This window comes from Paenibacillus sp. J22P90 (genome assembly GCF_059692195.1).
In genome coordinates this window covers 399626-423275 of sequence record NZ_JCAUAY010000001.1, presented here as the reverse complement: position 1 = coordinate 423275, position 23650 = coordinate 399626, and the positions used below count along the sequence as shown (strand labels likewise).

The following is a 23650-nucleotide window of genomic DNA, read 5'->3' as shown; positions in this document are numbered from 1 at the left end:
GAGATGAGCTCGGCAGCATGCTTCTTTTTATGAGGTTTTTGTAACGGAAGGCATTGGATAAGAACCAGCTAGCACTTCTTCTTTAGGAATATACAGTCTTAACATGAGATTGAAGTCACCTTTGGGTGCAGGGAGCCAATTGGATGCTAAACCGTCTGGCGCTGTCTCTTGGATATAAATATCTAAGGAACCATCCGCATTGTACATTAGACCTTCGGTACGATCGCCAATCGCAAAGCGCTTGATCGGGTTGGCCACAAAGTACTGGTCAGAACCATATAGACTAATAGACCAAAAGGCTTCTACCGGCGGCAGCTCATCTTGATTCATGTGAATGACATACGTATTTGCGCCGTTTAATGGGTTACCATCGCGATCCACTTCCGTTCGAGGATAAATAGCCTCCTCCGGCGTATTGACGAATATGGCGACATTGGCGAGCACAGCACGCAGCAAATAATCGTCTCCGAAGTTGCCAACCTTGTCGTCCCAGACAATCCAATTGTTGTTATTTGTCCCTACAGCGGATGTTGATTTACTAATAATTTCTTTCGCATCTTGGACAGCTCTTGTTAAGCCTTCTATTATAGCCGGTTCGGATGCGCCATGAAACCCTGTTGTCAGGTCTATCCCGATTAATTTAAATTGGTTAATGAGCACGGCTTCTGAATCTGGCGGTGGATTCAACTTCATCAATCGAGCCATCAGATCAAAAAATCGAATTGGATCCTCATAATCAGCTAGCGCTATGGTAGGAAGATCAAGGGATGGAGCAGGTTGATTTTCATCGTAAGGTGTCAGCCTGTACTGATCTTGAATGGCTCGGATCTTCTCCAGATCTTTCTCATCTGTGACAAGTGTACGCCCTCCTATCAACATCAAGTTCGTTGGAGCTTGAATGACGGTCGTCCCCTGCGGGAGTTCTCCTGTCCATGCCGGTCCGACAATCACATATTTTCCTCCGCTCGTATCCCCAGTACGTGTTCCTAAGTAATGAAAGGAGTTCGTATAGGCGTCAACAAATTGGAACGTAAAGTACCTTCCCTCTTCCACTGCTGGAATACTTAGAACCATTGGACCTGCTGACAAGTCTAACCACGCTGCAGAATACGGCGTATCATTATTCGGTGAAATAACACCTCTATAGGTCTCATCAAGCAACTGTCTATTATGTTTAAAATGATTCAGAGGAGCGAGCCTTGCCGTCTGGACTTGCATTTTGTTGGCAACCGCAACAAGCGGGAACCCATACATATAGGCTGTTATTCCGATGCTGTAAGCTAAATTTGAACGATATTGATCTTGTGGATCAATGGACCCTGCCACCATTTTAAACACCTCCCAATTCTTCATTGATGATTTCGACAGGCGGGACGACATACGTGCCATCCTTCACCTTATCTTTCGGATCATACATGCGTAGAATTAAACCGAAGTTACTGGATGTCGCAGAGAAAGGCGATGGCAGCCAGTTCGATTCATGACCGATAGGTGCCGTACTTTGAACATAGATGTCTAAGGAACCATCCGCATTGTACGTCAGTCCCTCTGTGCGATCGCCGATTGAATATCGGTTAATTGGATTATCAATGAAGAAATTTTGCGAATTATACAAAGATAAGGACCAGAACGCGTTCGCAGGAGACAGTTGATCATGATCCATATGAATCACATACTTTTTTTGTCCACTTAACAGGTTCCCGTCACTATCCGACCGTGTTGTTGCATAGACAGCCTCTTCGGGTGTAACTGCCCCTAGGCCATACATAGCCGTCATTGCGCGATTCAAATAAAAGGTGCCATACGTTCCGATCCGCTCAACATTCATTCGCCAACTACCATTATTAGGCCGCATCAGCATGCTGATGGACTTGGTCACGATTTCTTTACCATCCTTTAGCGCTTTGGTGAGGCCATCCAGGATAGCTGGGTCACGATCACCATTGAATGTTCCTGCACGATAATCGAAGTTGATTAACTCAAGCTTACTTAACAATGCTTCATCCTCTTTGGGTGGAGGGTTAAGTTTCATCCATTGCGCTTGGATAAGGTAAAATGTTGATGGATTCTCAACATCGCCGGGTGCAATTTGGGGAAGGTCGACTGATCCTTCTTCCTGGTTGGCGTCTAAAGGTGCTAATTGATAAGCTTTTTGAATCTTATAAACATTAGTCAAATCTTGCTCACCATCAACTAAGGTTCGTCCTAGAATCCATACCAGATTGGTTGGGGATTTGATGACTTTCGTTCCTTCTGGCACGATGCCTCGCCAATTGGGACCGGCAATAACTACGTTACCGCCATCGTAATCGGCTTTATTGTATCCACCGATGAACCCGAACGAGTTGCTGTACGCATCCATTAATTGAAAGGTAAAGTAGCGATTTACTTGCGGAAAACGCAAAACTTGCGGGCCTTTGGATACATCCAACCATGCCGTTGTATGCACGGTGTCATTGTTCGGCTTTACCCAGTCTCTGAAATCAGCGTCTGCCAGACGCTCGTCGTGATGAAAAGTATTTAATGGTGTCGTTGCTGTGAATTTTTGCAAGGTGCGCGCCATTTCCACAAGCGTATAGCCGTAAATAAACGCATCAATGCCTATTGCATAGGCTAAATTGGAGCGAAACTGATTTTGCGGTAAAATACTTTCAACAACCATCTGACGTATCCCCCATTGATCATAAAATGTGAAATACCGGCCCCTTCTTACGAAGAGGACCGGGTAATGTACGAATCTTAATGACAGGGTCTATTCTCACGGCAGCTTAACAAATTTACCGCCTTGCACTTTGTGGAAATAAATAGATTCCCCACCGATCGCATGCTGCGTCGGGCTGAAGCTCATATTTTTGACCATGGAACTGTTAAAGCCTTTCATGTTTTCCATGGCAGTAACGAGTTTTTGTCGCGTTAAATCTTTGCCTGCTTGTTTAAGCGCTTCCGTGATGAGCTCGCCGTAAATGACGGCAAATGACGTAAGGCTATCTAATTTCTTGCCTGGCAAATACGAGGCAACCCAGTCCTGAAGCGCTTTGATATCAGGATCGGAGGCATCGTTGTAATCTTTCAGGTAATCCGTCGAGATGACGCCTTCCGCAGCAGGTCCAGCCAGAGCAATGAGATTGGAGTCACCGCCCGCATACACAGACATGATTTGCGCTTTCAGTCCGAGCTTTTGCGCTTCCTTCAGGAAGGCTGCATTCGGCTTAACGGTACCGGCCAAGATGACAACATCCGGATTCGCTTGTTTGATTTTCAACACTGGTGTACTGAAGTCAACGTCTGATACGTTGAAAGGCACACTAGCGACAGGCTCCAGTCCGTTCTTCTTCAGCTCAGGCGTAATTCCCGCCATCCAGTCTTTGCCGGCGTCGTCATTTTGATACCAGACGGCAATTTTCTTCGCGCCTAATTTTTCTACGGCCTGTTTCACAATGATTTGACCGTCTGTTGAATACGTTGGCTGCGCGCCGAAATTGTATTTATAGCTTGCCGCTTGGGTGTTACCCGATACTGCAAACTCCGGAACCTTCTTCTCTGTCAGGTAGTCGGATACAGCTAGAACTGGGCCTGCTCCCATGGAAGAAATTAAGAATACTTTATCTTCTTCTACCAGTTTCTTGACCACGGCAACTGTTTTGGATGGATCGTACGCATCGTCGTACGTAATCACTTTGATTTTCCGTCCGTTAATACCGCCTTGATCGTTAACTTTCTTGAAGTACGCTTCCAACGCTGAAGCATAGCCGCCATAGGCAGCTGCAGGTCCGGACAAAGGTGCTGTCACACCAATTAAGATCTGATCAGCCGTTACACCCGGATCCGAAGTAACAGCCGCAGCGCTTGCTGCTGGCGTAGTTGCAGCTGAAGATGTTGCAGCGGGTGACGCTGCAGCTTGCGTAGTTGAAGCAGCCGGTGCAGGTGTTGTAGCCGTTTTTGCAGAGCAGCCTACCGCTAGGACCGACACCATGGCAATGAGTAACATTGCAGATTTTTTAATCATTTGTATGTTCCTCCAATTTTTGATTTATTGTACTAGAGAAATAAATGACCTTGCCTCATCTGTCTGCCCAACGATGATAACTGTAGTTAACCCCTGACTCTGTTTCACCTAAGCCCAATTACGATTGTGCGCCATCACCTCCTCTGCGGATAACCAGATTAAGCACCACCTAGATAGGATTGGCGTACTTCATCGTTATTTTGCATCTCTGCCGCTTTGCCTTCTGTGGACACGACGCCAGTCTCAAGGACGTAAGCATAATCAGAGATTTGCAAGGCCATGTTCGCGTTTTGTTCAACCAGCAGGATGGTAGTGCCGTTATCGTTGATTTCCTTAATGATGCGGAATATTTCCTGCACCATAATCGGTGCTAGTCCCATCGAGGGTTCGTCGAGCAACAACAGCTTCGGCCTGGCCATGAGTCCTCTGCCGATCGCGAGCATTTGCTGCTGCCCACCGCTTAGTGTGCCAGCATGCTTCTTCAGTCGTTCCTTCAAAAGCGGAAACAGGCTAAATACGTACTCGAAATCTTGTTGGACCTGTGCCCTGTCTCTGCGTGAATAACTACCCAGGAGCAAATTCTCGTGTACCGTTAACTCGTGAAAAACCTGTCTTCCCTCCGGGGACATCACGATGCCTTTGGACACAATCCGCTCCGGCTTTTGGCTATCTATGCGCTCGCCTAGAAAATGGATGCTTCCTTTATTTGGCTTGAGCAGTCCTGAGATCGTTTTCAGCAGCGTCGATTTACCGGCGCCATTCGCACCGAGCAGCGCAACGATTGATTTTTCCTTAATCTCCATCGATACGCCTTGCAAGGCAAGTACTCTGCCATAGCTGGTATGGATATCGTTAAGCTGAAGCATGCTGGTCCCCCCCTTGACTGCCCAAATAGGCTTTGATAACCAATGGATTGTGTACGATTTCCTCAGGGGTCCCTTCGGCAATTTTTCGACCAAATTCCATCACGCAAATTTCATCGCAAATGCTTCTTACCATATGCATGTCATGTTCAACCAAGAGCACGGTGATGCCTTGAGAATCCCTTAACTGTTTAATGAGAATCGCTAATTCCTTCGTTTCACTCGGATTCATCCCAGCCGCCGGCTCATCGAGCAAGATCAGCTTTGGCTGCGAGATCAGCGCGCGTCCGAGCTCCACGCGTTTTTGCATGCCGTAAGACAGCGAAGTCACATAGGCGTGGGCAACGGATTGGAGACCTAGAAATTCCATTACCGAGCTGGCTCTTTCGCGAATTTCCTCTTCCATTCTTTTTCTAGACCGCAAGGAAAGTGCTTCGCTGAATATGCTCGTATTCGTGTGGACATGCTGCCCCACCAGCAAATTGTCTTGTACGGTCATGCTTGTGAAAAGCTCCATATTCTGAAACGTGCGGGCAATCCCGCTCCGAATGACGTTATAGGGCTTCGTCGCTAAAAGATTGGTCTCATTAAAGAGAATCTGACCGGTAGTAGGCTGGTAATAGCGAGCGATACAATTGAACGCCGTCGTCTTGCCTGCCCCGTTCGGGCCAATTAATCCGAAAATTTGGCCTTCATTAACGGAAAAGCTTAACGAGTCGATCGCTTTCAATCCGCCGAAGTTAATCGATAAATCATTGACTTGGAGTAGTGCCACCGGCATTCACCTCCTTCTTGACATTCCTTTTCATGAAATGGGTGAACTTGTCATATATGCCGGCCAAACCGTTCGGGAAAAACAGCGTGACGAGCAGCAGGCTGGCGCCGAACAAGATGTCAGTCAACGTTTTGCTTTCTGCAAACACTTGCGGCACAACGGTCATGTAGAGAGCGCCAAGCATCGCTCCTGGAATGCTGCCGACGCCACCGATCAAGAGCATTGACATCATGATGATCGATACCCAAGCGTTAAAGTCGTTCGGGCTGATAAAGCCGACCATATGCGCGTAAAGACTGCCGGCAACGCCCGCAATAACAGCACTTATGACGAAGGCGAGAATTCTGTACTTGGAAACGCGGATCCCCATCGCTTCCGCCCCGGCCTCGCTGTCTCGCAAGGCAACCAGCGCCCTTCCTGTTTTGGAACGCAGCAGGTTCGTTGTCACCCATAAGACGATGATAAGCACTGCTAGCACCAGGAAATAATATTTGAATTCATTATCGAACGAAAATGAACCGAGGCTTGGCTTGGCAACTTTAAGCCCCGCAGAACCGTTGGTCAGGGAATCCCATTTCAACAAGAGCTGCGGCAGTGCTTCTCCAAAGCCGAGCGTCGCGATCGCCAGGTAAAGCCCAGATAACCGCAAGGCCGTTAACCCCAGCAAGAATCCCACGACGCCTGTCACAATGCCAGCAATCGGCAGCGCGAACCAGAAAGGAATGCTCAGTTTCATGGTTATCAGTGCTGACGTATAAGCCCCGACTGCAAAAAACCCAGCATGACCGAAGGAGAACTGACCCGAGAAGCCGACCAGCACATTAAGCCCGATCGCGACAATCATATAGATGATCGTTAAATTCACAAAGTATAGCGTATACGTATTATTCAGCAGCAGGAAAGGCAGGGCCACAATTAGGAAGATGAGCACCCCTTTACGAGTATTGGACCAACCGGCACGGCTTGAATTAAAAAGTCCGCTGTTCTCACGTACTGCCGATTTGCCCAGCATGCGAATCTTTTTGCCCAAAATGCCTTCCGGGCGAATGATGAGTACAAGAATTAGCACGATAAACGCGAAGGTTGTTTTCAAATCAGCAAAGAGGTAGCCGCCGACCAAATTTTCCAAGACGCCGAGCATGAGTCCTCCAATAACGACGCCAGGGTAGCTCGTGAAACCACCTAAGACAGCTGCGGTAAACGCTTTCAAAAGAACGTTCCACATCATGTTGGTATCGAGAAAGGTGGACGGCGCGACTAATAATCCGGCAATGCCTCCCAGCACGCCGCTGATGATCCAGGTGATCGTGAACAGCTTATCTACACTGATCCCCATAAGGCTGGAAGCGACCGGATTTTGCGACAAAGCCCGCATGGCGATCCCTGTCATACTATACTTGAAGAAGAAAAATAGCAGTAACATCAGCGCGATGGTCACGCCGAATATGAGAAGTGTATCCTGGCTGATAACAATGCCCAACACTTCAAGAGGGGCGCCTGAAAGTACGGTTGGAAACGGTAATGCGTCCCAACCCCAGATCCAACCGGCTACTGCGGTGAAAATCATGTAAAGCGCCAGGGTGGCCATAACAGCACCATTCCCGCTTTTCACCGGACGTAATATATTTCTAACTACAAGCGCAATCAATGCGGAGAAAACTATAGCCCCGATAAAAGCTAAACCGTAAGGTAAATTGTACTTGGAAAGCAGCGTATAAGCGACGAAAGTGGAAAGCATGGCTGCTTGACCGTATGCAAAATTAAGCAAATTGGTCGTTTTAAAAATCATAATTAAACCCAGGGCAACCAACGCATATAGGCTTCCTGTGGCAAGTCCGCTGACGATTGTCTGTCCGAGTACCAGCATTTGCATGTCCCCACCCTGTATACTTATTTGGCAAGCTAATCCGAGCGCAAAGTTAAATACTGTTGAACTTTGCGGCTTACTACCAGTCCGCTTTCAATTGCACCATCCATCATCCCCGGCCAACCGCATGCATAATCGCAGCCAGCTAAGAACAGCCCTTCTTCCGGACGCTGCAGCTCTGTCATATAACGGACTTTTTGATTCGTTCTATGCATGTTCCAGGTTTGCCCCGAAAGTTCGTCTGCAACCCAGTTATGTCCTGTAGAAGCTACAACTTCCGCGTCAGGAATCCAACGGCGAATTTCATGTTGAATGGTGGATACGTCCTCTGGATCTAGACGCGAGGCATCCGAGCAGAATCCGACAACAATACTGTCCCCATCTACTTCATATTCGTAATTGCAAAAGTTAAGGAGGCCCTCAGGCGGTGCATACCCGCTGAAAGGTTCATATTTGCCTCGAAGCTTGGCCCAAATTTTAATGCCTCGGCTAGTTTGCCCTTCCGTCGCTGCCTGCTGTTTACGTTCCGACAAGGCAGGCGTGAACGCAATTTTGTTCAACACATTTAGAGGCGAGGTGACGATGACCGCTTGCGCTATGAACCGTCCACCGTCTCTTGTGGATACGTGATACAGATCAGCTTCTTTTTCAATGGCAGAAACCGTTTTTAAAAATTGAATGTCCGCTGCGGAGTCACCTGCGATCGATTCAATAAGCGCTTTCGTCCCATTTACCAGCTTAAATTTGGAAATGGTCTCAACCATCAATCTCAAATCATGCATGGCTAGCGCATGCCATTGCAGAAGGGTGCTGTACGCGCCTGCTTCAGCAGGCCCATTCAAGCATGCTTCCAAAAAGTTCTTCAAATTGTCATGTACCGCAGGGGAAAGCTGAAGTTCATGCAGTCGATCTAACACGGATTTACTGTCAATTTCTTCCATTAACTCCGATTTGAGCGGCTCATAAGGAAAAGGGATATGCTGACGACTTTCCTCAAAAAATCGGACGAGCGCTTCACCGATGAAGCGGAAATAGTCCATCTTCGTCCCTTTTTTCAGCTCCCCTTCTTCAAACCAATAGGCAATTTCCTGGTCTGGAGACGGGGTCAGTTCGTGACCATAGCGCATGATCTCCGACCAGACATGTGGCTGGGTCCAATGAACCCAGGTCCCCCCCATTTCCAGTTCTCGCCCTAGACGATGGTCAGTCCATGTACGGCCGCCAATTCGGTCCCTTCCTTCCAGAATCAAGGTTTTGTAACCGCGATTGCTGAGTTCACGGGAAGCGGTAACGCCTGCAAAGCCCGCCCCAACAATGATGACATCATAAATCGCATGGGTAGATGTAAGCTGTTGAACCATCCTGATCTTCCTCTCTTGAGAAGTGTTTACGTGATAACGAAGAACTTTGTAAATGGTTTTTGCGTTTTCCAGTGGGCTTCAAACCCATCTTGGAAAGAGACGATATCTCCTTGTTGAAGCTTTATCGTCTCTCCTCCCTGCGTCGTGAGCTCAGCTTCCCCCTCAAGGACGTGAATGGTTTCATTCCATTTCACGCGATAAGGGAGGCCACTTGGTGCGTCTTCTGGAAGGTGCTTCCATAGTCCCGCTTTATATAGGGGCTGATCGGGATCATTTTGCCTAAGCCAATGTACCTCTCCGCCCACACGACCGTAGCTAGGCACATAAAGCTCCCATTCGTCCGCTCCAACATTGGATATATCCAGTTTTTTTTGTACTGCCATAGACCGATCACCTCCACTCATTTTTTAAAATTTTGCAAAAGCGCTTCCAGTTTGCCGCTATATGGCGCACGGGCGAAAGCTTCCATAGGATTGCTCCCTACTGGCGCTTGATAGAGCACACCGCGTTCGTGAGAAAATTCCTTATATCCGAATTGCCCCGTATACCTTCCGATGCCACTTTCATTGACGCCGCCGAAAGGAAGATTCGGCTCTGACATATGTTTCACCACATCATTGACCGCGACACCGCCTGATGTTGTTTTTGCAAGTACATTGTCAATGAAATCTGCATTATCGCTAAACACATACAGTGCCAGAGGCTTCGGTCTATCGTTGATCTGTTCAATGACTTGATCCAAATCGGTATAGGACAATACTGGTAAAATCGGTCCAAAAATTTCTTCTTGCATGATTTGGGCATCCAGCGGCACATCCGTCAATACCGTAGGGTAGATTCTGCCATCTTCACTCTTACCGCCGCAACGAACAGTTGCCCCTTTCGCAACCGCATCGTCAAGATAACCTTGCAAACGGTTCAGATGACGCTCGTTCACTATTTTCGCTAGATCCGCCTTCGTAAGCTCTCCGTTGTCGAAGTAGCTGCGCGTGATATGCTCCTCCATCAGACGAACAAAGGTTTCCCGCAAGCTTGCCTTAACATAAACATGATCCGGAGCCAAACAGATTTGCCCGGCATTAGCGAATTTCCCAAACGCAATTCGTGGGATCACTTTCTCCAAATCCACTTGCTCGTCAATGATGACAGGGCATTTGCCGCCTAGCTCCAACGTAACGGACGCCAAATGCTTGGCGGCTGCTTGCATGACGATTTTGCCCACCGCAGTGTTACCCGTATAGAGAATGTGGTTAAACGGAAGCTCCAGCAAGGCAGTCGCCACGTCGACTCCACCTTCGAAGATGGCAACCTCGGCTTCATCAAACACTTCCTTGATGATTTGCGCAGCGATTCGGCTAGTAGCCGGTGTAATCTCGGAAGGCTTCACGACGCAAACGTTCCCCGCCCCAATGGCCGGTACGAGCGGCAAGAACAGTAACGCAAATGGAAAGTTCCATGGCGAAATAATAAGGCACTGTCCTTTGGGCTCAGTCATGATTTTCGTCGTTGCCCCTTGGCTGCGAGCAGGAACTTCGACAGGCTTCATCCACGTATCCAAATTGTTCGAAAAATAGTCAATTTCACCGACAACCGTCATGATTTCAGTCGTGAACGTTTCGAACGCAGGCTTGCCAAAGTCCTGCGCCAAAGCGCCTAGAATTTCTTGAGCGTGGGCCAGAATGGCCGACTTCAACTTTTGCAGCTTCGCGACGCGCTCTTCAGCACTTGTCTTTTTAACGGCAACCTGATGCTGCTTTTGCTTTTGGAATACTTGTTGAATGTTCACTTTCACATCCTCCATCCCGACACACTCCTCACATTAGTATTTCGTAATAACCGTCACGCCTACACCGTTATAATTCGCCATATCTTCAAAGGCAGCATTAATATCTTCTAGTGCAATCTGCTTCGTTACCAGCTTTCCAGGAGCTAATAAGCCACTTTCCACCATGCGCAGCATCGTTGGGAATTCTGGAATCGGCATCGCCAATGAACCGATAATTTGCAATTCGCTCGCCGCAATCAAGTTGACCGGAACCGGTGTCATACCGCCGTTCGGGTTCGGGCTCAAGCCGAGCTGCACGTGTCTTCCGCGCTTCCGAAGGCTCAATAAGGAATTAATGACCGTCTCCTGAATGCCTAGCGCATCAACGGACAACTCCACCCCGCCTTTGGTCAGTTCTTTAATCGCTTGCGGCGCGTTCACCTCTTTGCTATTGACCGTCAGCGCAGCTCCCATCGATTTGGCGAAGGCTAACTTTTCGTCAGAAATATCGACAGCAATGACGTTCGCGCCTGCGGCAGCAGCGATTTGAATCGCGGATAGACCCACGCCGCCTGTTCCATACACGGCAACCCATTCGCCTGGACGAACGCTGCCTTGTGCGATTACGCCGTGATATGCCGACATAAAGCGGCAGCCCATTGCGCTTGCGCTTAGAAAATCAACACCCTCCGGCAGATGAATCAGATTTCGATCTGCGTTCGGGATATGCATGTACTCGGCGAATCCGCCATTGAATGCAAACCCGACCAATTTGCCGTTGTCACAAACGTTGTGATGCCCAGCCAAGCAGTGCGGACATACGCCGTCTCCTTGACGGAATGGCACGATAACGCGATCGCCCTTTTTGAAATTACGGATGTTCGCACCGACTTGCTCGATGAATCCGCTGACCTCATGACCGAGAATGTGCGGAAACTGCGAAACGCCTCCTAACTGTCCGTGCCACCCGTGCAAATCGCTTCGGCATACGCCTGTCGCTTCCAATTTCAGAATAATGCCGTCTGGTGTAAGCTCAGGATCAGCGACTTGCTTAATAACTAACGGTTCGTTAAACGCTTCCATAACTGCTGCTTTCATTGAGAATCAGCTCCCTGTTCGATTTTATTATTTAGACAAGTACCTTTGGCACGACGGCGCCAAATACGGCTTGCTCCAAAATCTCCGCAATATCGCGCGTTTTTACTTCCGCCTCTACTTCCTTCATCTTCGTGCCGTCTTCCATCATTGTCAGACAGTACGGACAAGCGGAGGAAATAACCGTCGGCTTCACGCTGAGCGCCTGCTCGGTGCGAGCGATGTTGACGCGTTTGCCTGTATCTTCTTCCATCCACATCATGCCGCCGCCTGCACCGCAGCACATGCCGTTCTCGCGTGAGCGCTCCATTTCCACCAGTTCTACACCAGAGATTGCGCGTAAAATGTCGCGAGGCTGATCATAGACGTTGTTATAGCGTCCGAGATAGCAGGAATCGTGATAGGTGATCCGCTCACTTACTTCATACTGCGGCTTCAGCTTGCCGTTTTTGATCAAAAGATCCAGCAGCTCTGTATGATGCAGCACTTCCGCTACGAGACCGAATTCCGGGTATTCATTTTTCAACGTATTGAACGTATGTGGGCAAGTCGTCACGATCTTGCGAACGTTGTATTTCTCAAACGTCGCGATATTCTCACCGCAGAGCTGTTGGAACAGGAATTCATTGCCCAGCCTGCGCGGCGTATCTCCGGAGTTTTTCTCCTCATTGCCGAGAATCGCGAAGTTAACGCCAGCCTCGTTCAGCAAGCGGACGAACGCGCGCGCCACTTTGCGGCTGCGGTTGTCGTAGGAGCCCATCGAACCTACAAAGAACAAGTAGTCGAAATTCGGGTTTTCTTTTACCGTCGGAACATGCAATTCACCATCGGGATCGACTTCCTGCACCCATTTCACACGGTCGTTCCGGCTGATGCCCCAAGGATTGCTTTGACGCTCGATGTTCTGAAGCGCGCGTTGCCCATCATGCGGCATGCTGCCTTGCGTCAGGACGAGGAAACGTCTCATGTCGACGATTTTATCTACATGCTCATTGCCGACCGGACATTGGTCTTCACAGTTGCGGCATGTGGTACAAGCCCAAATTTCGTCCTCGGTCATAATATCGCCGACCAGTTCAACCTCTGTCGCAGACGATTCGCTTAGCGTCCATGCATGTTTCTGAGCAGCAAGTGTAGGCGCGATGTCCGTGATGCCCTCACCTTGATAACTGCCCAGCTTATCGTGATATTGCATCGTGTGCGTACCGCTGCCGGCAAACGCAAATTCCGGTACCCAAGGCGACTTGGAAGTAATGACGGTCCCCTTTTCCACCAAATGATCGCGAAGCTTCGTGATCAGATGCATCGGGGAAAGAATTTTCCCTGTGCTGGCGGCAGGACACACATTCGTGCAGCGCCCGCATTCCACACAAGAGAACAGATCCAGCATTTGTTTTTGCGTAAAATCCTCAATTTTGCCTACGCCGAACGATTCGGCCTCTTCATCTTCCAGATCGAGCTTGGATAATCTCCCAACTGGCTCTGTCTTGCGCAGCAAAATATTAATCGGCGCTGTGATGATATGGAAATGCTTCGATTGCGGGACATACACAAGGAAGGAAAGCAAGATAACTAGATGCGCCCACCATGCGATGTAAAATCCGATCTTGGCGCCATCCGCTGACAAGCCGTTTAATGCAGCAGCCAATGCAGAAGAAATCGGCGCGTATCCGGAAGCGTCCATCCCATGCATAACGCGTTCGAACGCTAGACTGAACAGAACGGAAAGCATCAGAGTAAAAATGAAGAACACGACAAGACTCGGCTTCCAACCGCGCTTCAACCGCTTGAGCTTCTCGCCATACCGGCGGTACGCCGCATATCCCATCGCGATCAGAATGGCAGCCACCGTGATTTCCTGAATAAGCCCAAACATGTCATAGCAGGGAATCGGCAGCTCATGTCCGATAAGCCCTTTGAGGATCAGGTCAAGCGCGCCTAACTGAAGAATAATAAAGCCATAAAATACGACGATATGCATAATACCGCTTTTACGGTCATTCATCAGCTTGGTTTGACCAAAAACCTGAACCAAAAACACTTTAAGCCGCTCATTCGCTTCCTTTTGCAAATTAACCGGCTTTCCAAGCTTCAAATATAAGTATCTGTGATATACCGCCTTATAAAATAGAAATAGCGCATACCCGACAACGGCTAAAAATAAAACCAATTTTGCGGCTTGCCACATGATGCCATCCATCCCCTCTTGCTGGCTTGCTTAAAATGACTTCCCATTTATGAAAGCGATATCAAAATGTGTAAACGCGGAGCATGAACGGTGATCCCTCTCTATGCTCCACGTACTGCTTCACACGCTATTTTAAGAAACTAGCATTTTCTTAAACTCTTCGGTTAACAGGGGTACAACCTCGAACAAATCACCGACGATCCCGTAATCCGCCACCTGGAATATCGGAGCTTCTGGATCTTTATTGATCGCAACGATCACTTTCGAGTTGGACATCCCAGCCAAGTGCTGAATCGCCCCAGAAATTCCACAGGCAATGTAGAGGTCAGGCGTGACGACTTTGCCAGTCTGACCGATCTGCAACGAATAGTTGCAATAATCGGCATCGCATGCGCCTCGAGAAGCACCAACCGCGCCTCCCAGAACGTTAGCCAGTTCTTGCAGCGGCTTGAAGCCTTCCGCACTTTTCACGCCGCGACCGCCGGAAACGACAATCTTGGCTTCACTCAAATCGATGCCGCCAGCCGCTTTTTTCACGACTTCCTTTACAATGGTTCGCAAATCTTTGATTTCAGGCTGAAAGTTTACTAGCTCCGCCTGCCCAGACTTCTCTGCGACTTCAAAGTTGTTAGCGCGAAGCGTCGTGAAAACTTTCCCGCCATTAAAGCTTTTCTTTTGAAAAGCTTTGCCGGAGTAGATGGGACGTGTGAACACGATTTCGTCGCCGTTTACTTCTACAGCCGTACAATCGGAGATGAGACCGGCACCTAACTTCGCAGCAACGCGTGGCGCGATATCTTTGCCTAGTGCCGTATGCCCGGCTAAGATGACATCTGGATTGACTTCTTGAACGAGTGCAGCGAATGCTTGGCTTGTGGCTTCAGACGTACTTATATTTTTAGTCACATACAGCTTGTTAGCGCCGAATTTACTGATTTCCGCAAAGTGAGCTTCCGCATTAGCATCGAATAGGACAGCCGTTACTTCCCCGCCTGCTGCAATTTGACTAGCAACCGTTAAAGCTTCAAAAGATACGTTACGCAGTTTGCCGCCTTTAACTTCCGTAAGAACAAGAACTCTTTTACTCATCTGCTATCACTCCTTCTGTCTTAGACCACCTTAGCTTCATTGCGAAGCAACTGTGTCAATTCGGATACTTGCGCTTTCAGTTCACCGTTCAAAATACGTCCCGCTTGCTTCTTCGCAGGCAAATATTGATCCTTCAGTGTTGTCTTCGCCTCCACATTGGCTAAACCAAGATCGGCTAACGTTACAATGTCCAAAGGTTTTTTCTTAGCTTTCATAATTCCCGGCAAAGAAGGGTAGCGTGGTTCGTTCAATCCTTGCTGAGCCGTAGCCAAGAACGGGAGACTCACTTCGATAATCTCGACATCGCCCTCGGCATCTCTTTCCAAAATCGCTTTACTTCCGTCAAGTGTAAGCTTGGTAATCGTCGAGATGTGAGGAATTCCGAACGCTTCGGCTACGCGAATCGCAACTTGACCTGCACCGGAATCTACGGACATATTTCCACCAAGAATGAGATCGAAGTTTTGATCCTTTACGGCTGCAACGATCAAGCTAGCAACGGTATATTCATCGACTGCCGTTTCGCCTGGATCGACCAAAATCGCTTTATCCGCTCCCATCGCAAGAGCGGTGCGCAGTGCGCTTTCTGCCCGCTCCGGACCGACGGTAACAACCGTAATCTCCGCATCCGATTCCTCCTTGATTTTTACTGCTTCTTCTACAGCGTACTCATCGTAAGGATTTATAATAAACTTAGCGCCAGCATCGTTAATTTTCCCGTTTTCAATGACAATTTTTTCTTCCGTGTCAAAGGTTTGTTTCAGCAATACTAGAATATTCATCGTTCTGCTCATTCCTCTCGCTCTCGGATCCTGATTTTTTACGTAAAATTTTAAATGTACCTACCCCAACGGCTAGTACTGTGCCTGATTGATCCAGAAGCTTGGCTTCCCCTGTCAACAGATTGCGCCCGCGATGCAAGACCCTAGCAGCAACGGTGAGTGTACCTTGTTTAATTTGCGAATACGAACTAAAGTTAAAACTGGTTACAATAATAGGCTCCACAGTCACCGTGCGCATGGTCATGTCAAGGGCGCCTTCGATCATGGCAAAGTAAACAGCGTTCTGGACATAACCATTGCTATCCAAATGTGAAAGCGCAATGGACAGCTCCAGAGCAGCTTCCCCGTCTTCAAGTTTCATAAGTTGACTACCTAGCTTTTCCATGGCCTCTGACAGAAAAATCCCCTCCCGTCAATTCATAATCCGGAACGTTCCTGTCGCGATGGCCGAAATGACACCGTTTTCGTCCGTAACTGTGCCTTGAACCGTCAAGGTGCTTCTCGATTGATGGATCACGACGCCTTTGGCAATCAGTTTGCCTTCACGAATCGCAGAGACGAAATGCACATTCATGTTCGTCGTTACCATTTTTTCGTTAGGTCTGGCCATGTGGGCATTTGCACCCATTGCCGTGTCGAGCATACTGGCCAGGACACCGCCATGGGGAATCGCTATTTTGTTGAGATGGTGCGGCATAAGATCTAGGTTGACTGAAATACTTCCATCTTCTATCCTTTCAAAGCGGCATCCTAGGAACCCGACAAACGTGCTCTTCGCTGCTTCGGATATACCCTCTAAGAAATGATCTTGTTTATTTTCCTCCACCTGGTTGCCCCCTTTTAAAGCGATCCATTCCATTGTTCTAGAACAGATGCAATGCCTTGTCCACCGCCAATGCACAGTGCAGCAAGACCGAATCTGACCTCTCTTCGCTTCATTTCATGCAATAATGTGACCAAAATGCGGGCACCGCTTGCACCAATCGGATGACCTAAAGCAATGGCCCCTCCGTTAACATTGAGAATACGCGAATCGAATTCAAAATGGCTGGCGTAGGCGAGCGATTGGACAGCGAATGCTTCGTTGGCTTCGATCAGGCCAATATCTGACATGCCCAGTCCGTATTTTGCCAGCGCCTTTAGTGTGGCAGGAACCGGGCCGATGCCCATGATGGACGGATCCACACCCGCCGTCGCGTTGGCGCGAATAATAGCTAGCGGGGAGATCCCCAGCTCTTGCGCTTTGGATGCCCGCATGACGACTAGAGCCGCAGCTCCATCGTTAATGCCTGACGAATTGCCTGCCGTTACGAGGCCGTCTTGTTTGAAGGCTGGGCGCAGTTTGGCCAAAACTTCAGGCGTTGTGTCCGCTCGAGAATACTCATCTGTGTCCACGATAACGGTATTCCCCTTCCGCCCCGGGATCGCAACCGGCACAATTTCATCCTTAAATTTGCCATTCGCTACAGCTGCCGCCGCCTTTTGCTGGCTCTCATAAGCAAATTGGTCCAGCTGCTCACGTGTAAGCTGATAGGTGTCACAAAGGTTCTCGGCTGTGATTCCCATATGCACATCGCCCATGGCGCACCATAAGCCATCGCGAATCATGCTGTCGACAACCGTTTGGTTCCCCATTTTGTAACCGGATCGGGCTCCTTCTAATAAGTAGGGAGCTTGGCTCATATTCTCCATCCCGCCGGCTACTACGATTTCGCTTTCCCCGCTTTGGATCGATTGCCAGGCCAGCTGCACAGCTTTTAATCCGGAGCCGCACACTTTATTAAGCGTCATCGCTGGAACTTCTTGCGGCAGACCTGCCAGCATAGCTGCTTGACGGGCAGGGTTTTGCCCCAGACCTGCTTGCAGAACATTGCCCATGATGACTTCATCCACTAGATCTAATGGGATTCCTGCTCGCTCCAAGGCCGCCTTTATGGCGATAGAACCTAACTGGACCGCAGCAACCTCCCGCAAAGCGCCGTTAAAGCTGCCAATCGGCGTACGAACTGCGCTGACAATCACAACATCGTTTGGATTCATGGTTGATCCCTCTCCCGAATAATTCGGTTTATATAACGTACTTCTCAGCTTCCGAAACGCGTTTGGCAATATTTCTTTTTAATGCGATCGTATCCAAGCGCTGTGCCTTCGTCAGTTTCTCCAGAAGAGCAAACTGCGTGGAGAGCGGCTCGCCGGATTCAATAGCGGAAAGCGCAATCGTTGCGAGTGAACCTATTTTCTCAAACGCTTCATGCACATAAACTTGCGTCATCTCTACAGCATTCGCCGCTTTTGCCTCTCCGCTGCGCGCAAGGAGCTTTTTCGTTCTGAGCAGCGCGCTTTCCATCGCGAAAACTTGAATCATGATGTCCGCCAGACATCCAACCACTTCTTGCTGTTTATCGAACTCTTTCTCATACTTCTTCACCGCTTGCCCAGCAATGAGAAGGAAGATCTGCTTGGCCTTGGCGACCAGCTGCGTTTCTGCCGACAAAATGCCGTCAACTTGTTCAGGCTGCGAAGCCAGTATGTCGTTAGCCACACTGTCGAACGCCTGCATTAGCGGCAGCTCGCCTTTGATAGTTCTCTTGATAAGCGTTCCAGGGATAATCAGCCTGTTGATTTCATTCGTTCCTTCAAAAATTCGATTAATCCGATTATCGCGATAAATGCGCTCGATTTTATACTCTTGAATGAAGCCGTAACCGCCGTGCAGCTGCACGCCTTCATCAGCGACGAAGCCCAGCGCTTCCGATGCGAAAACTTTGTTCATGGAGCACTCAATCGCATATTCAGCAATTGCTTTCGCGGATTGTGCGCCGGCGTCTGCGGCATTGTAGTCCAGATGCTGCAGCGTTTCGTCGAACAAGCCTGCTGTGCGATAAATCATGCTCTCCATTGCATAGGTCATGATGTTCATTTCAGCCAACTTTTTGCCAATCAGTGGAAAATGGGCAACCGGCGTATTAAACTGCTTGCGGGCATTCGCGTACTCGCTCGAAATCTCGATCGCTTCTTTCGCTGCGCCGAGGCACCAAGCCGCCAATTTGAAGCGTCCAATATTCAAAATATTGAAGGCGATCAAGTGCCCTTTGCCGATTTCGCCGAGTAAGTTTTCAACAGGCACATAGACATTTTCGAAATAAAGCGGACGCGTGGATGAGCCTTTAATTCCCATCTTCTTTTCCTCGGGACCGAGCGTGAATCCAGGCGTATCCTTCTCCACGATGAAGGCGCTGAAGTCGGTTCCGTTAACTTTCGCATAAACGATGAATATGTCAGCGAAGCCTGCGTTCGTAATGAACAATTTGGATCCGTTTAAAATGTAGTGCTTACCGTCTTCGCTAAGCTTAGCCGTCGTTTTCGCACCGAGCGCATCGGAGCCAGAGACTGGCTCAGTCAAACAGTAGGCTGCAACCTTTGTTCCGGCTGCCAGTTCGGGCAAGTATTTCTTCTTCTGCTCCACATTGCCGAAATACACGATTGGGAGCGTGCCAATTCCCGTGTGTACGCTTGCGGATACGGAAAACGATGATCCCCTAGCGAGAGATTCGCTGATGATGGTGGAGCTTACTTTATCTAGCCCCAAGCCACCGAATTGTTCAGGAACATCAGCGCCAAGCAGACCCAGTTCACCAGCCCCTGCCAGTAACTTTACCGTTAGTTCATAGTCGAGCTTCTCGATCTGCTCGTCATGCGGTACGACTTCCCCCTCGACGAATTGCAACGTCGTATCTCGAATCATGTTATGTTCATCTGAGAAATCCTCAGGCGTAATGACGAGAGCCGCATCATGATCTTCGATCATAAAACTGCCGCCTGCTGTTTTCCTACTCGTTATTGTCATGGCTGTCGCTCCTTCAGTGTTTAATTTCGCAGCGCTTTGCCAGTAGTCAGCATATGCTGCATGCGCTGCTTCGTCTTGGCTTCACCACAGAGGCTGAGAAACGCTTCTCGCTCCAAATCAAGCATCTGCTGCTCCGTCAAGAGTGTGCCTTCCCGCACATCGCCGCCTGACAATATGTGAGCGAGCTTACCGGCAATGACGTTATCGTAAGGACTGATCGTTCCCTCTTCGAGCATCATCTGGGCTCTCCCTATCAGGACGGCTTTGCCGCCTTTGCCAATCACGCGAATTTTGCCAGCGGTCGGATGGATGTAACCGATGCTATCCATCTCAAGCACCGCTTGTTTCGCTTCGTAGAGCCGATGGTCCGGATTTTTCACGATCTTGTCCGTGACTCTCATAAAGCCGATCCGTCCGGTATCGTATCCACTCTTAGAAACCTTCGCTAATAAAATCGTTTCAAATACTTTATTCATGTGCGTCTGCAGATCGGCGCCCAGCCTGTTAACCAAGCGGTTTGTGCGATAAGCGATTTCTTTGCAGCCTCCACCGGCTGGAATTAAGCCTACACCCGTTTCTACGAGACCGAAGAATGTTTCCGGGCTGAAAATAATTTTGTCTGCTGGCAGACAGACCTCGGCTCCGCCGCCAAGCGTCATGCTTTGTGGAGCCGCAACAACCGGCTTCTCCAGTCCTTTGAGACTCATCATCGCGTCTTGAAAACGTGCAATGAATGCGTCAAGTTCGTGCCAATTCTCATTCTGCGCATCCGTGAGCATTTGCTTGAGATTGGCGCCTACGCTGAAGTGACGGCCTTCGTTTGCCAGCACCAAGCCTCTGTAGTTGCGTCTTACTTCTTCCGCGCTAGCTTGAATCATGGACAAAATATCGTCCGCAATGGCGTTATTAGGCGAATGAAATTCCAGACAAACGACGTCATCGCCAAGATCGATCAAGCTCGCAGCCTGATTCGCAAGGACGACTTTATTTTGTTGCTTCAAGGAGGCTAATGACATCCTCTCAGGCTTTGTTTCTACGTTTTTATATTCGTTCTGATAATAGAAAAAGGTTTTGCCCGATGTGGACAAATAGAAGCTATCGTTTCCAGCAGCCAGCCAGCTCTTCACCCAGCCGGGCACCTCAAGACCTTCTTCCTCCATCTGTTTGACCGATTGCGGCAGCCCGATCATTTCCCAGACCTCGAAGGGACCCAACTCCCAGTTAAAGCCCCATTTCATCGCATTGTCGATGTCGACAATGGTGTCAGCAATCTCGCCTAGCAGCTCCGAAGCATACAGCAGCACCTGCTTGAGCAAATTCCAAGCCAGCTCAGAATATCGGTCTGGCGTTGCCAGCAGCGCCTTCAGCTTAGCCCCTGCACCTTTCGCTGACTTCGCCGCCTCAAGCGAGGCTCCACTTACCTTCTCGCTAGCTTCGTACCCCATCGTTTGCAGATTCAACGCATGGATTTCCTTAGTGCCATCTGCCCCTTTTACCCGCTTATAAAAGCCTTGCCCTTTCTTTTCGCCAAGCCACCCGCGCGTCAGCATGTCTGCAAGAACCGCAGGCACCCCGAACGAGGCTTTCTCCGCTTTTTTCGTAACTTGGTCGTACACGGTTTTCGTGCAGTGAGCAAATGTATCCAGTCCAATGAGATCGATCGTACGGAACGTCGCACTTCCAGGCCTTCCCATCAACGGCCCTGTAACCGCATCTACTTCTTCTACGGTATAGCCTTTGTCCGCGATTTCGTGTAGCGTCACGTTCAGGCTGTAGATGCCGATCCGGTTTGCAATGAAATTCGGCGTATCTTTCGCCAGAACAACACCTTTACCGAGCTTTCGTTCACAGAAATCGGTCATATATTTGACAATAGCCGGATCAGTTTCCCGTCCTGGTATGATCTCTAACAGCTTCATATAGCGAGGCGGATTAAAGAAGTGCGTGCCTAGAAAATGCTTTTTCAGCTCGTCGTCGCAATCGGCAATCATCTCATTGATCGATATGCCGGACGTATTGGAAGATACGATTGTGCCTCGTTTCCAAACGGACGCGATCCGCCCCAGCAGTTTCTTTTTCACATCGAGATTCTCGACGACGACTTCAATGATCCAATCCACTTCGGACAACTTGCCAAAGTGATCCTCCACATTGCCTGGCTGGATACGATCCGCGAATTCCTCACTGTAAAATGTATTGGGATTGGCCTTGAGCTTCGCCAGCGCAGATTCGGAGAGACGGTTGCGCACCTGCGGGTGCTCCAACGTCAAGCCGGCTTCCGCCTCTTCCGGCATCAAACTAGTCGGTACGATGTCAAGCAGCAGGCATTTCAAGCCTGCATTCGCGAGATGGGCGGCGATGCCGGAGCCCATGACGCCAGAGCCGATAACGGCGGCTGTCTGAATTGAGTACATAATAGCGCTTGCCCCTTTCCCTCTGCGATCACTTAGGCTGCATACGTAAAGCACCGTCTAGTCGGATGACTTCCCCGTTTAACATCGTGTTCTCAATAATCGTCTGAACGAGATGTGCAAACTCCCTAGGTATGCCCAGACGTTTCGGAAATGGCACCATACTGCAAAGCGCTTGCTTCGCCTCATCCGATCTTCTGCCCAGCATCGGCGTTTCAAAAAGTCCCGGCGCAATGGTCATGACGCGAATTCCGTAATCCGCCAGGTCTCTGGCGATCGGAAGTGTCATCCCGACAACGCCGCCTTTGGAAGCACTGTATGCGGCCTGACCGATTTGTCCTTCGAACGCTGCGGCAGATGCGGTATTTACAATAACGCCTCTTTCGCCATCTGCTTTGGGCTCGTTCTCGCTCATTCGCTCTGCTGCCAATCGAATGACATTGAATGTCCCGATTAAATTCACATGGATTACATTGGTGAATGCCGCTAAATCAAAAGGCCCTTTTCTGCCAAACGTTTTTTGCGGAGCGCTAATCCCAGCACAGTTGACAACCGCCGTCATTTTGCCGAATTTCTGGATAACTTGGTCTAAAGCTGATTTCACTGCCTCTTCGTCGGTTACGTTTGTTTGGATATATAGGACACGATCATGGCCGAGTTCTTCGACCAAAGACCGCCCTCTTTCATCGTTGAGATCGAGGATGGCGGCTTTACCGCCTTGATTGATCACGTTTCTTATCGTAGCTTCCCCTAGACCCGAGGCGCCGCCTGTAACGACAACAACACTATTGTTCATATCCATTACTCATCTCTCCTGTGATCATTTGCCTTGGAACTGCGGCTTTCTTTTTTCTAAAAACGCTTGAACGCCTTCCTTGACATCTTCTTTGAGAAAAAGCTCCTGAAACAATTCAGCTTCTCGTTCAAGACCTTGCTGGAAGGGTAATCCCAAGCCTTCATCGACCGCTTTTTTCACATTTATCAGGGCCGAAGGCGAATTATTGCAAATTTTTGCAGCCAGCTGCAGCGCAGCTTCCACTCCTTCACCCTTCGGTACCACGCGATTGACCAATCCGATCCGCCATGCTTCTTCAGCTGAAACAGGGTCACCTGTAAAAAGCAATTCCTTCGCCCTTGCCTCTCCGATAAGGCGAGGCAAGCGCTGTGTACCGCCTGCGCCGGGGAGTAGCCCCAGCTTCGCTTCCGGTACACCGATTAGCGCATGTTCCTCGGCAATCCGCAGATCGCAAGTCAGCGCTAGCTCACAGCCTCCGCCTAAAGCGTAGCCGTTGATGACGGCAATCGTCGGCTTCTCCGAGAAATCAATGCTATTCAGCGTCTCATGGTATTTCATCGTTTGCGGAATAATATTCGGATTGCCGATCCGCTGCGGCAGCTCCTTGATGTCTGCACCTGCCATGAACGCTTTAGGCCCTGCACCTGTTACGATAATCACTAACACGTCATTGTCAGCATTCAAGTCGATAAAGGTTTCTCTTAGTTCTTCCTTTACGGCTGCGCTAAGCGCATTCATCGGGGGGTTATCTATCGTAACAATGGCCATTTGATTTTGCTTTTCTACCTTGACAAGCGTCATCTTC

Annotated in this window: 20 protein-coding genes; all 20 read right to left on the bottom strand. The window is 49.2% G+C overall.

The features are described from left to right. Window positions 1-27 precede the first annotated feature (27 nt). The 20 genes from AC58UX_RS01655 to AC58UX_RS01560 all read right to left on the bottom strand — a co-directional run bounded on the left by AC58UX_RS01655 (window position 28) and on the right by AC58UX_RS01560 (window position 23646). Window positions 28-1353: a DUF1254 domain-containing protein gene (locus AC58UX_RS01655; RefSeq protein ID WP_497249077.1), complete on the bottom strand. Its 1326-nt coding sequence runs from the start codon at window positions 1351-1353 to the stop codon at window positions 28-30. Then, entirely contained in the window at window positions 1331-2662 is a 1332-nt protein-coding gene (locus AC58UX_RS01650) for a DUF1254 domain-containing protein (protein WP_497249075.1), read from the bottom strand. Before AC58UX_RS01650 ends, AC58UX_RS01655 begins: the two co-directional genes overlap by 23 nt. A gap of 96 nt (window positions 2663-2758) precedes the next feature. Beyond that, on the bottom strand, window positions 2759-4006 hold the full coding sequence (locus AC58UX_RS01645) for an ABC transporter substrate-binding protein (RefSeq protein ID WP_497249073.1): 1248 nt from the start codon (window positions 4004-4006) through the stop codon (window positions 2759-2761). A 158-nt stretch (window positions 4007-4164) separates the two neighbouring features. Next, complete coding sequence (locus tag AC58UX_RS01640) at window positions 4165-4872, bottom strand: ABC transporter ATP-binding protein (protein ID WP_497249071.1); 708 nt, start codon at window positions 4870-4872, stop codon at window positions 4165-4167. Next, the gene (locus AC58UX_RS01635) at window positions 4859-5644 is read right to left on the bottom strand and encodes an ABC transporter ATP-binding protein (RefSeq protein ID WP_497249069.1); all 786 of its coding nucleotides are present in this window, start codon (window positions 5642-5644) and stop codon (window positions 4859-4861) included. The genes AC58UX_RS01640 and AC58UX_RS01635 overlap by 14 nt, the downstream gene beginning before the upstream one ends. Further along, window positions 5622-7517 carry an ABC transporter permease gene (locus AC58UX_RS01630; protein WP_497249067.1) on the bottom strand — a complete coding sequence of 632 codons (1896 nt, stop codon included), beginning with the start codon at window positions 7515-7517 and terminating at the stop codon, window positions 5622-5624. The genes AC58UX_RS01635 and AC58UX_RS01630 overlap by 23 nt, the downstream gene beginning before the upstream one ends. A gap of 29 nt (window positions 7518-7546) precedes the next feature. Beyond that, window positions 7547-8872, bottom strand: coding sequence for a flavin monoamine oxidase family protein (locus tag AC58UX_RS01625; protein ID WP_497249065.1), 1326 nt, complete (start codon window positions 8870-8872; stop codon window positions 7547-7549). Between the two features lie 26 nt (window positions 8873-8898). Further along, complete coding sequence (locus AC58UX_RS01620) at window positions 8899-9255, bottom strand: cupin domain-containing protein (protein WP_497249063.1); 357 nt, start codon at window positions 9253-9255, stop codon at window positions 8899-8901. Window positions 9256-9272: 17 nt separating this feature from the next. After that, window positions 9273-10673, bottom strand: coding sequence for an aldehyde dehydrogenase family protein (locus AC58UX_RS01615; protein ID WP_497249061.1), 1401 nt, complete (start codon window positions 10671-10673; stop codon window positions 9273-9275). A gap of 18 nt (window positions 10674-10691) precedes the next feature. Further along, window positions 10692-11735, bottom strand: a complete 1044-nt coding sequence (locus AC58UX_RS01610; RefSeq protein ID WP_497249059.1) for a zinc-binding dehydrogenase — start codon at window positions 11733-11735, stop codon at window positions 10692-10694. A 31-nt stretch (window positions 11736-11766) separates the two neighbouring features. Next, window positions 11767-13920, bottom strand: a complete 2154-nt coding sequence (locus tag AC58UX_RS01605) for a (Fe-S)-binding protein (RefSeq protein ID WP_497249057.1) — start codon at window positions 13918-13920, stop codon at window positions 11767-11769. A 132-nt stretch (window positions 13921-14052) separates the two neighbouring features. Next, the gene (locus AC58UX_RS01600; protein WP_497249055.1) at window positions 14053-15009 is read right to left on the bottom strand and encodes an electron transfer flavoprotein subunit alpha/FixB family protein; all 957 of its coding nucleotides are present in this window, start codon (window positions 15007-15009) and stop codon (window positions 14053-14055) included. Between the two features lie 20 nt (window positions 15010-15029). Further along, window positions 15030-15791 (bottom strand): electron transfer flavoprotein subunit beta/FixA family protein, encoded by a 762-nt coding sequence (locus tag AC58UX_RS01595; RefSeq protein WP_497249053.1) that lies wholly within the window; start codon window positions 15789-15791, stop codon window positions 15030-15032. After that, window positions 15757-16176 carry a PaaI family thioesterase gene (locus tag AC58UX_RS01590; RefSeq protein WP_497249051.1) on the bottom strand — a complete coding sequence of 140 codons (420 nt, stop codon included), beginning with the start codon at window positions 16174-16176 and terminating at the stop codon, window positions 15757-15759. The genes AC58UX_RS01595 and AC58UX_RS01590 overlap by 35 nt, the downstream gene beginning before the upstream one ends. 27 nt (window positions 16177-16203) lie before the next feature. After that, a complete protein-coding gene (locus AC58UX_RS01585; protein ID WP_497249049.1) occupies window positions 16204-16617 on the bottom strand; it encodes a PaaI family thioesterase in 414 nt (137 codons plus the stop codon). Window positions 16618-16631: 14 nt separating this feature from the next. After that, a complete protein-coding gene (locus tag AC58UX_RS01580) occupies window positions 16632-17831 on the bottom strand; it encodes an acetyl-CoA C-acetyltransferase (RefSeq protein ID WP_497249047.1) in 1200 nt (399 codons plus the stop codon). 28 nt (window positions 17832-17859) lie between these two features. After that, window positions 17860-19638 (bottom strand): acyl-CoA dehydrogenase FadE, encoded by a 1779-nt coding sequence (locus AC58UX_RS01575; RefSeq protein WP_497249045.1) that lies wholly within the window; start codon window positions 19636-19638, stop codon window positions 17860-17862. Between the two features lie 20 nt (window positions 19639-19658). Beyond that, the gene (locus AC58UX_RS01570) at window positions 19659-22055 is read right to left on the bottom strand and encodes a 3-hydroxyacyl-CoA dehydrogenase/enoyl-CoA hydratase family protein (RefSeq protein ID WP_497250022.1); all 2397 of its coding nucleotides are present in this window, start codon (window positions 22053-22055) and stop codon (window positions 19659-19661) included. 25 nt (window positions 22056-22080) lie between these two features. Beyond that, entirely contained in the window at window positions 22081-22851 is a 771-nt protein-coding gene (locus AC58UX_RS01565; RefSeq protein WP_497249043.1) for a 3-hydroxyacyl-CoA dehydrogenase, read from the bottom strand. An 18-nt stretch (window positions 22852-22869) separates the two neighbouring features. Next, window positions 22870-23646, bottom strand: a complete 777-nt coding sequence (locus AC58UX_RS01560) for an enoyl-CoA hydratase/isomerase family protein (protein WP_497249041.1) — start codon at window positions 23644-23646, stop codon at window positions 22870-22872. Window positions 23647-23650: the final 4 nt, after the last annotated feature.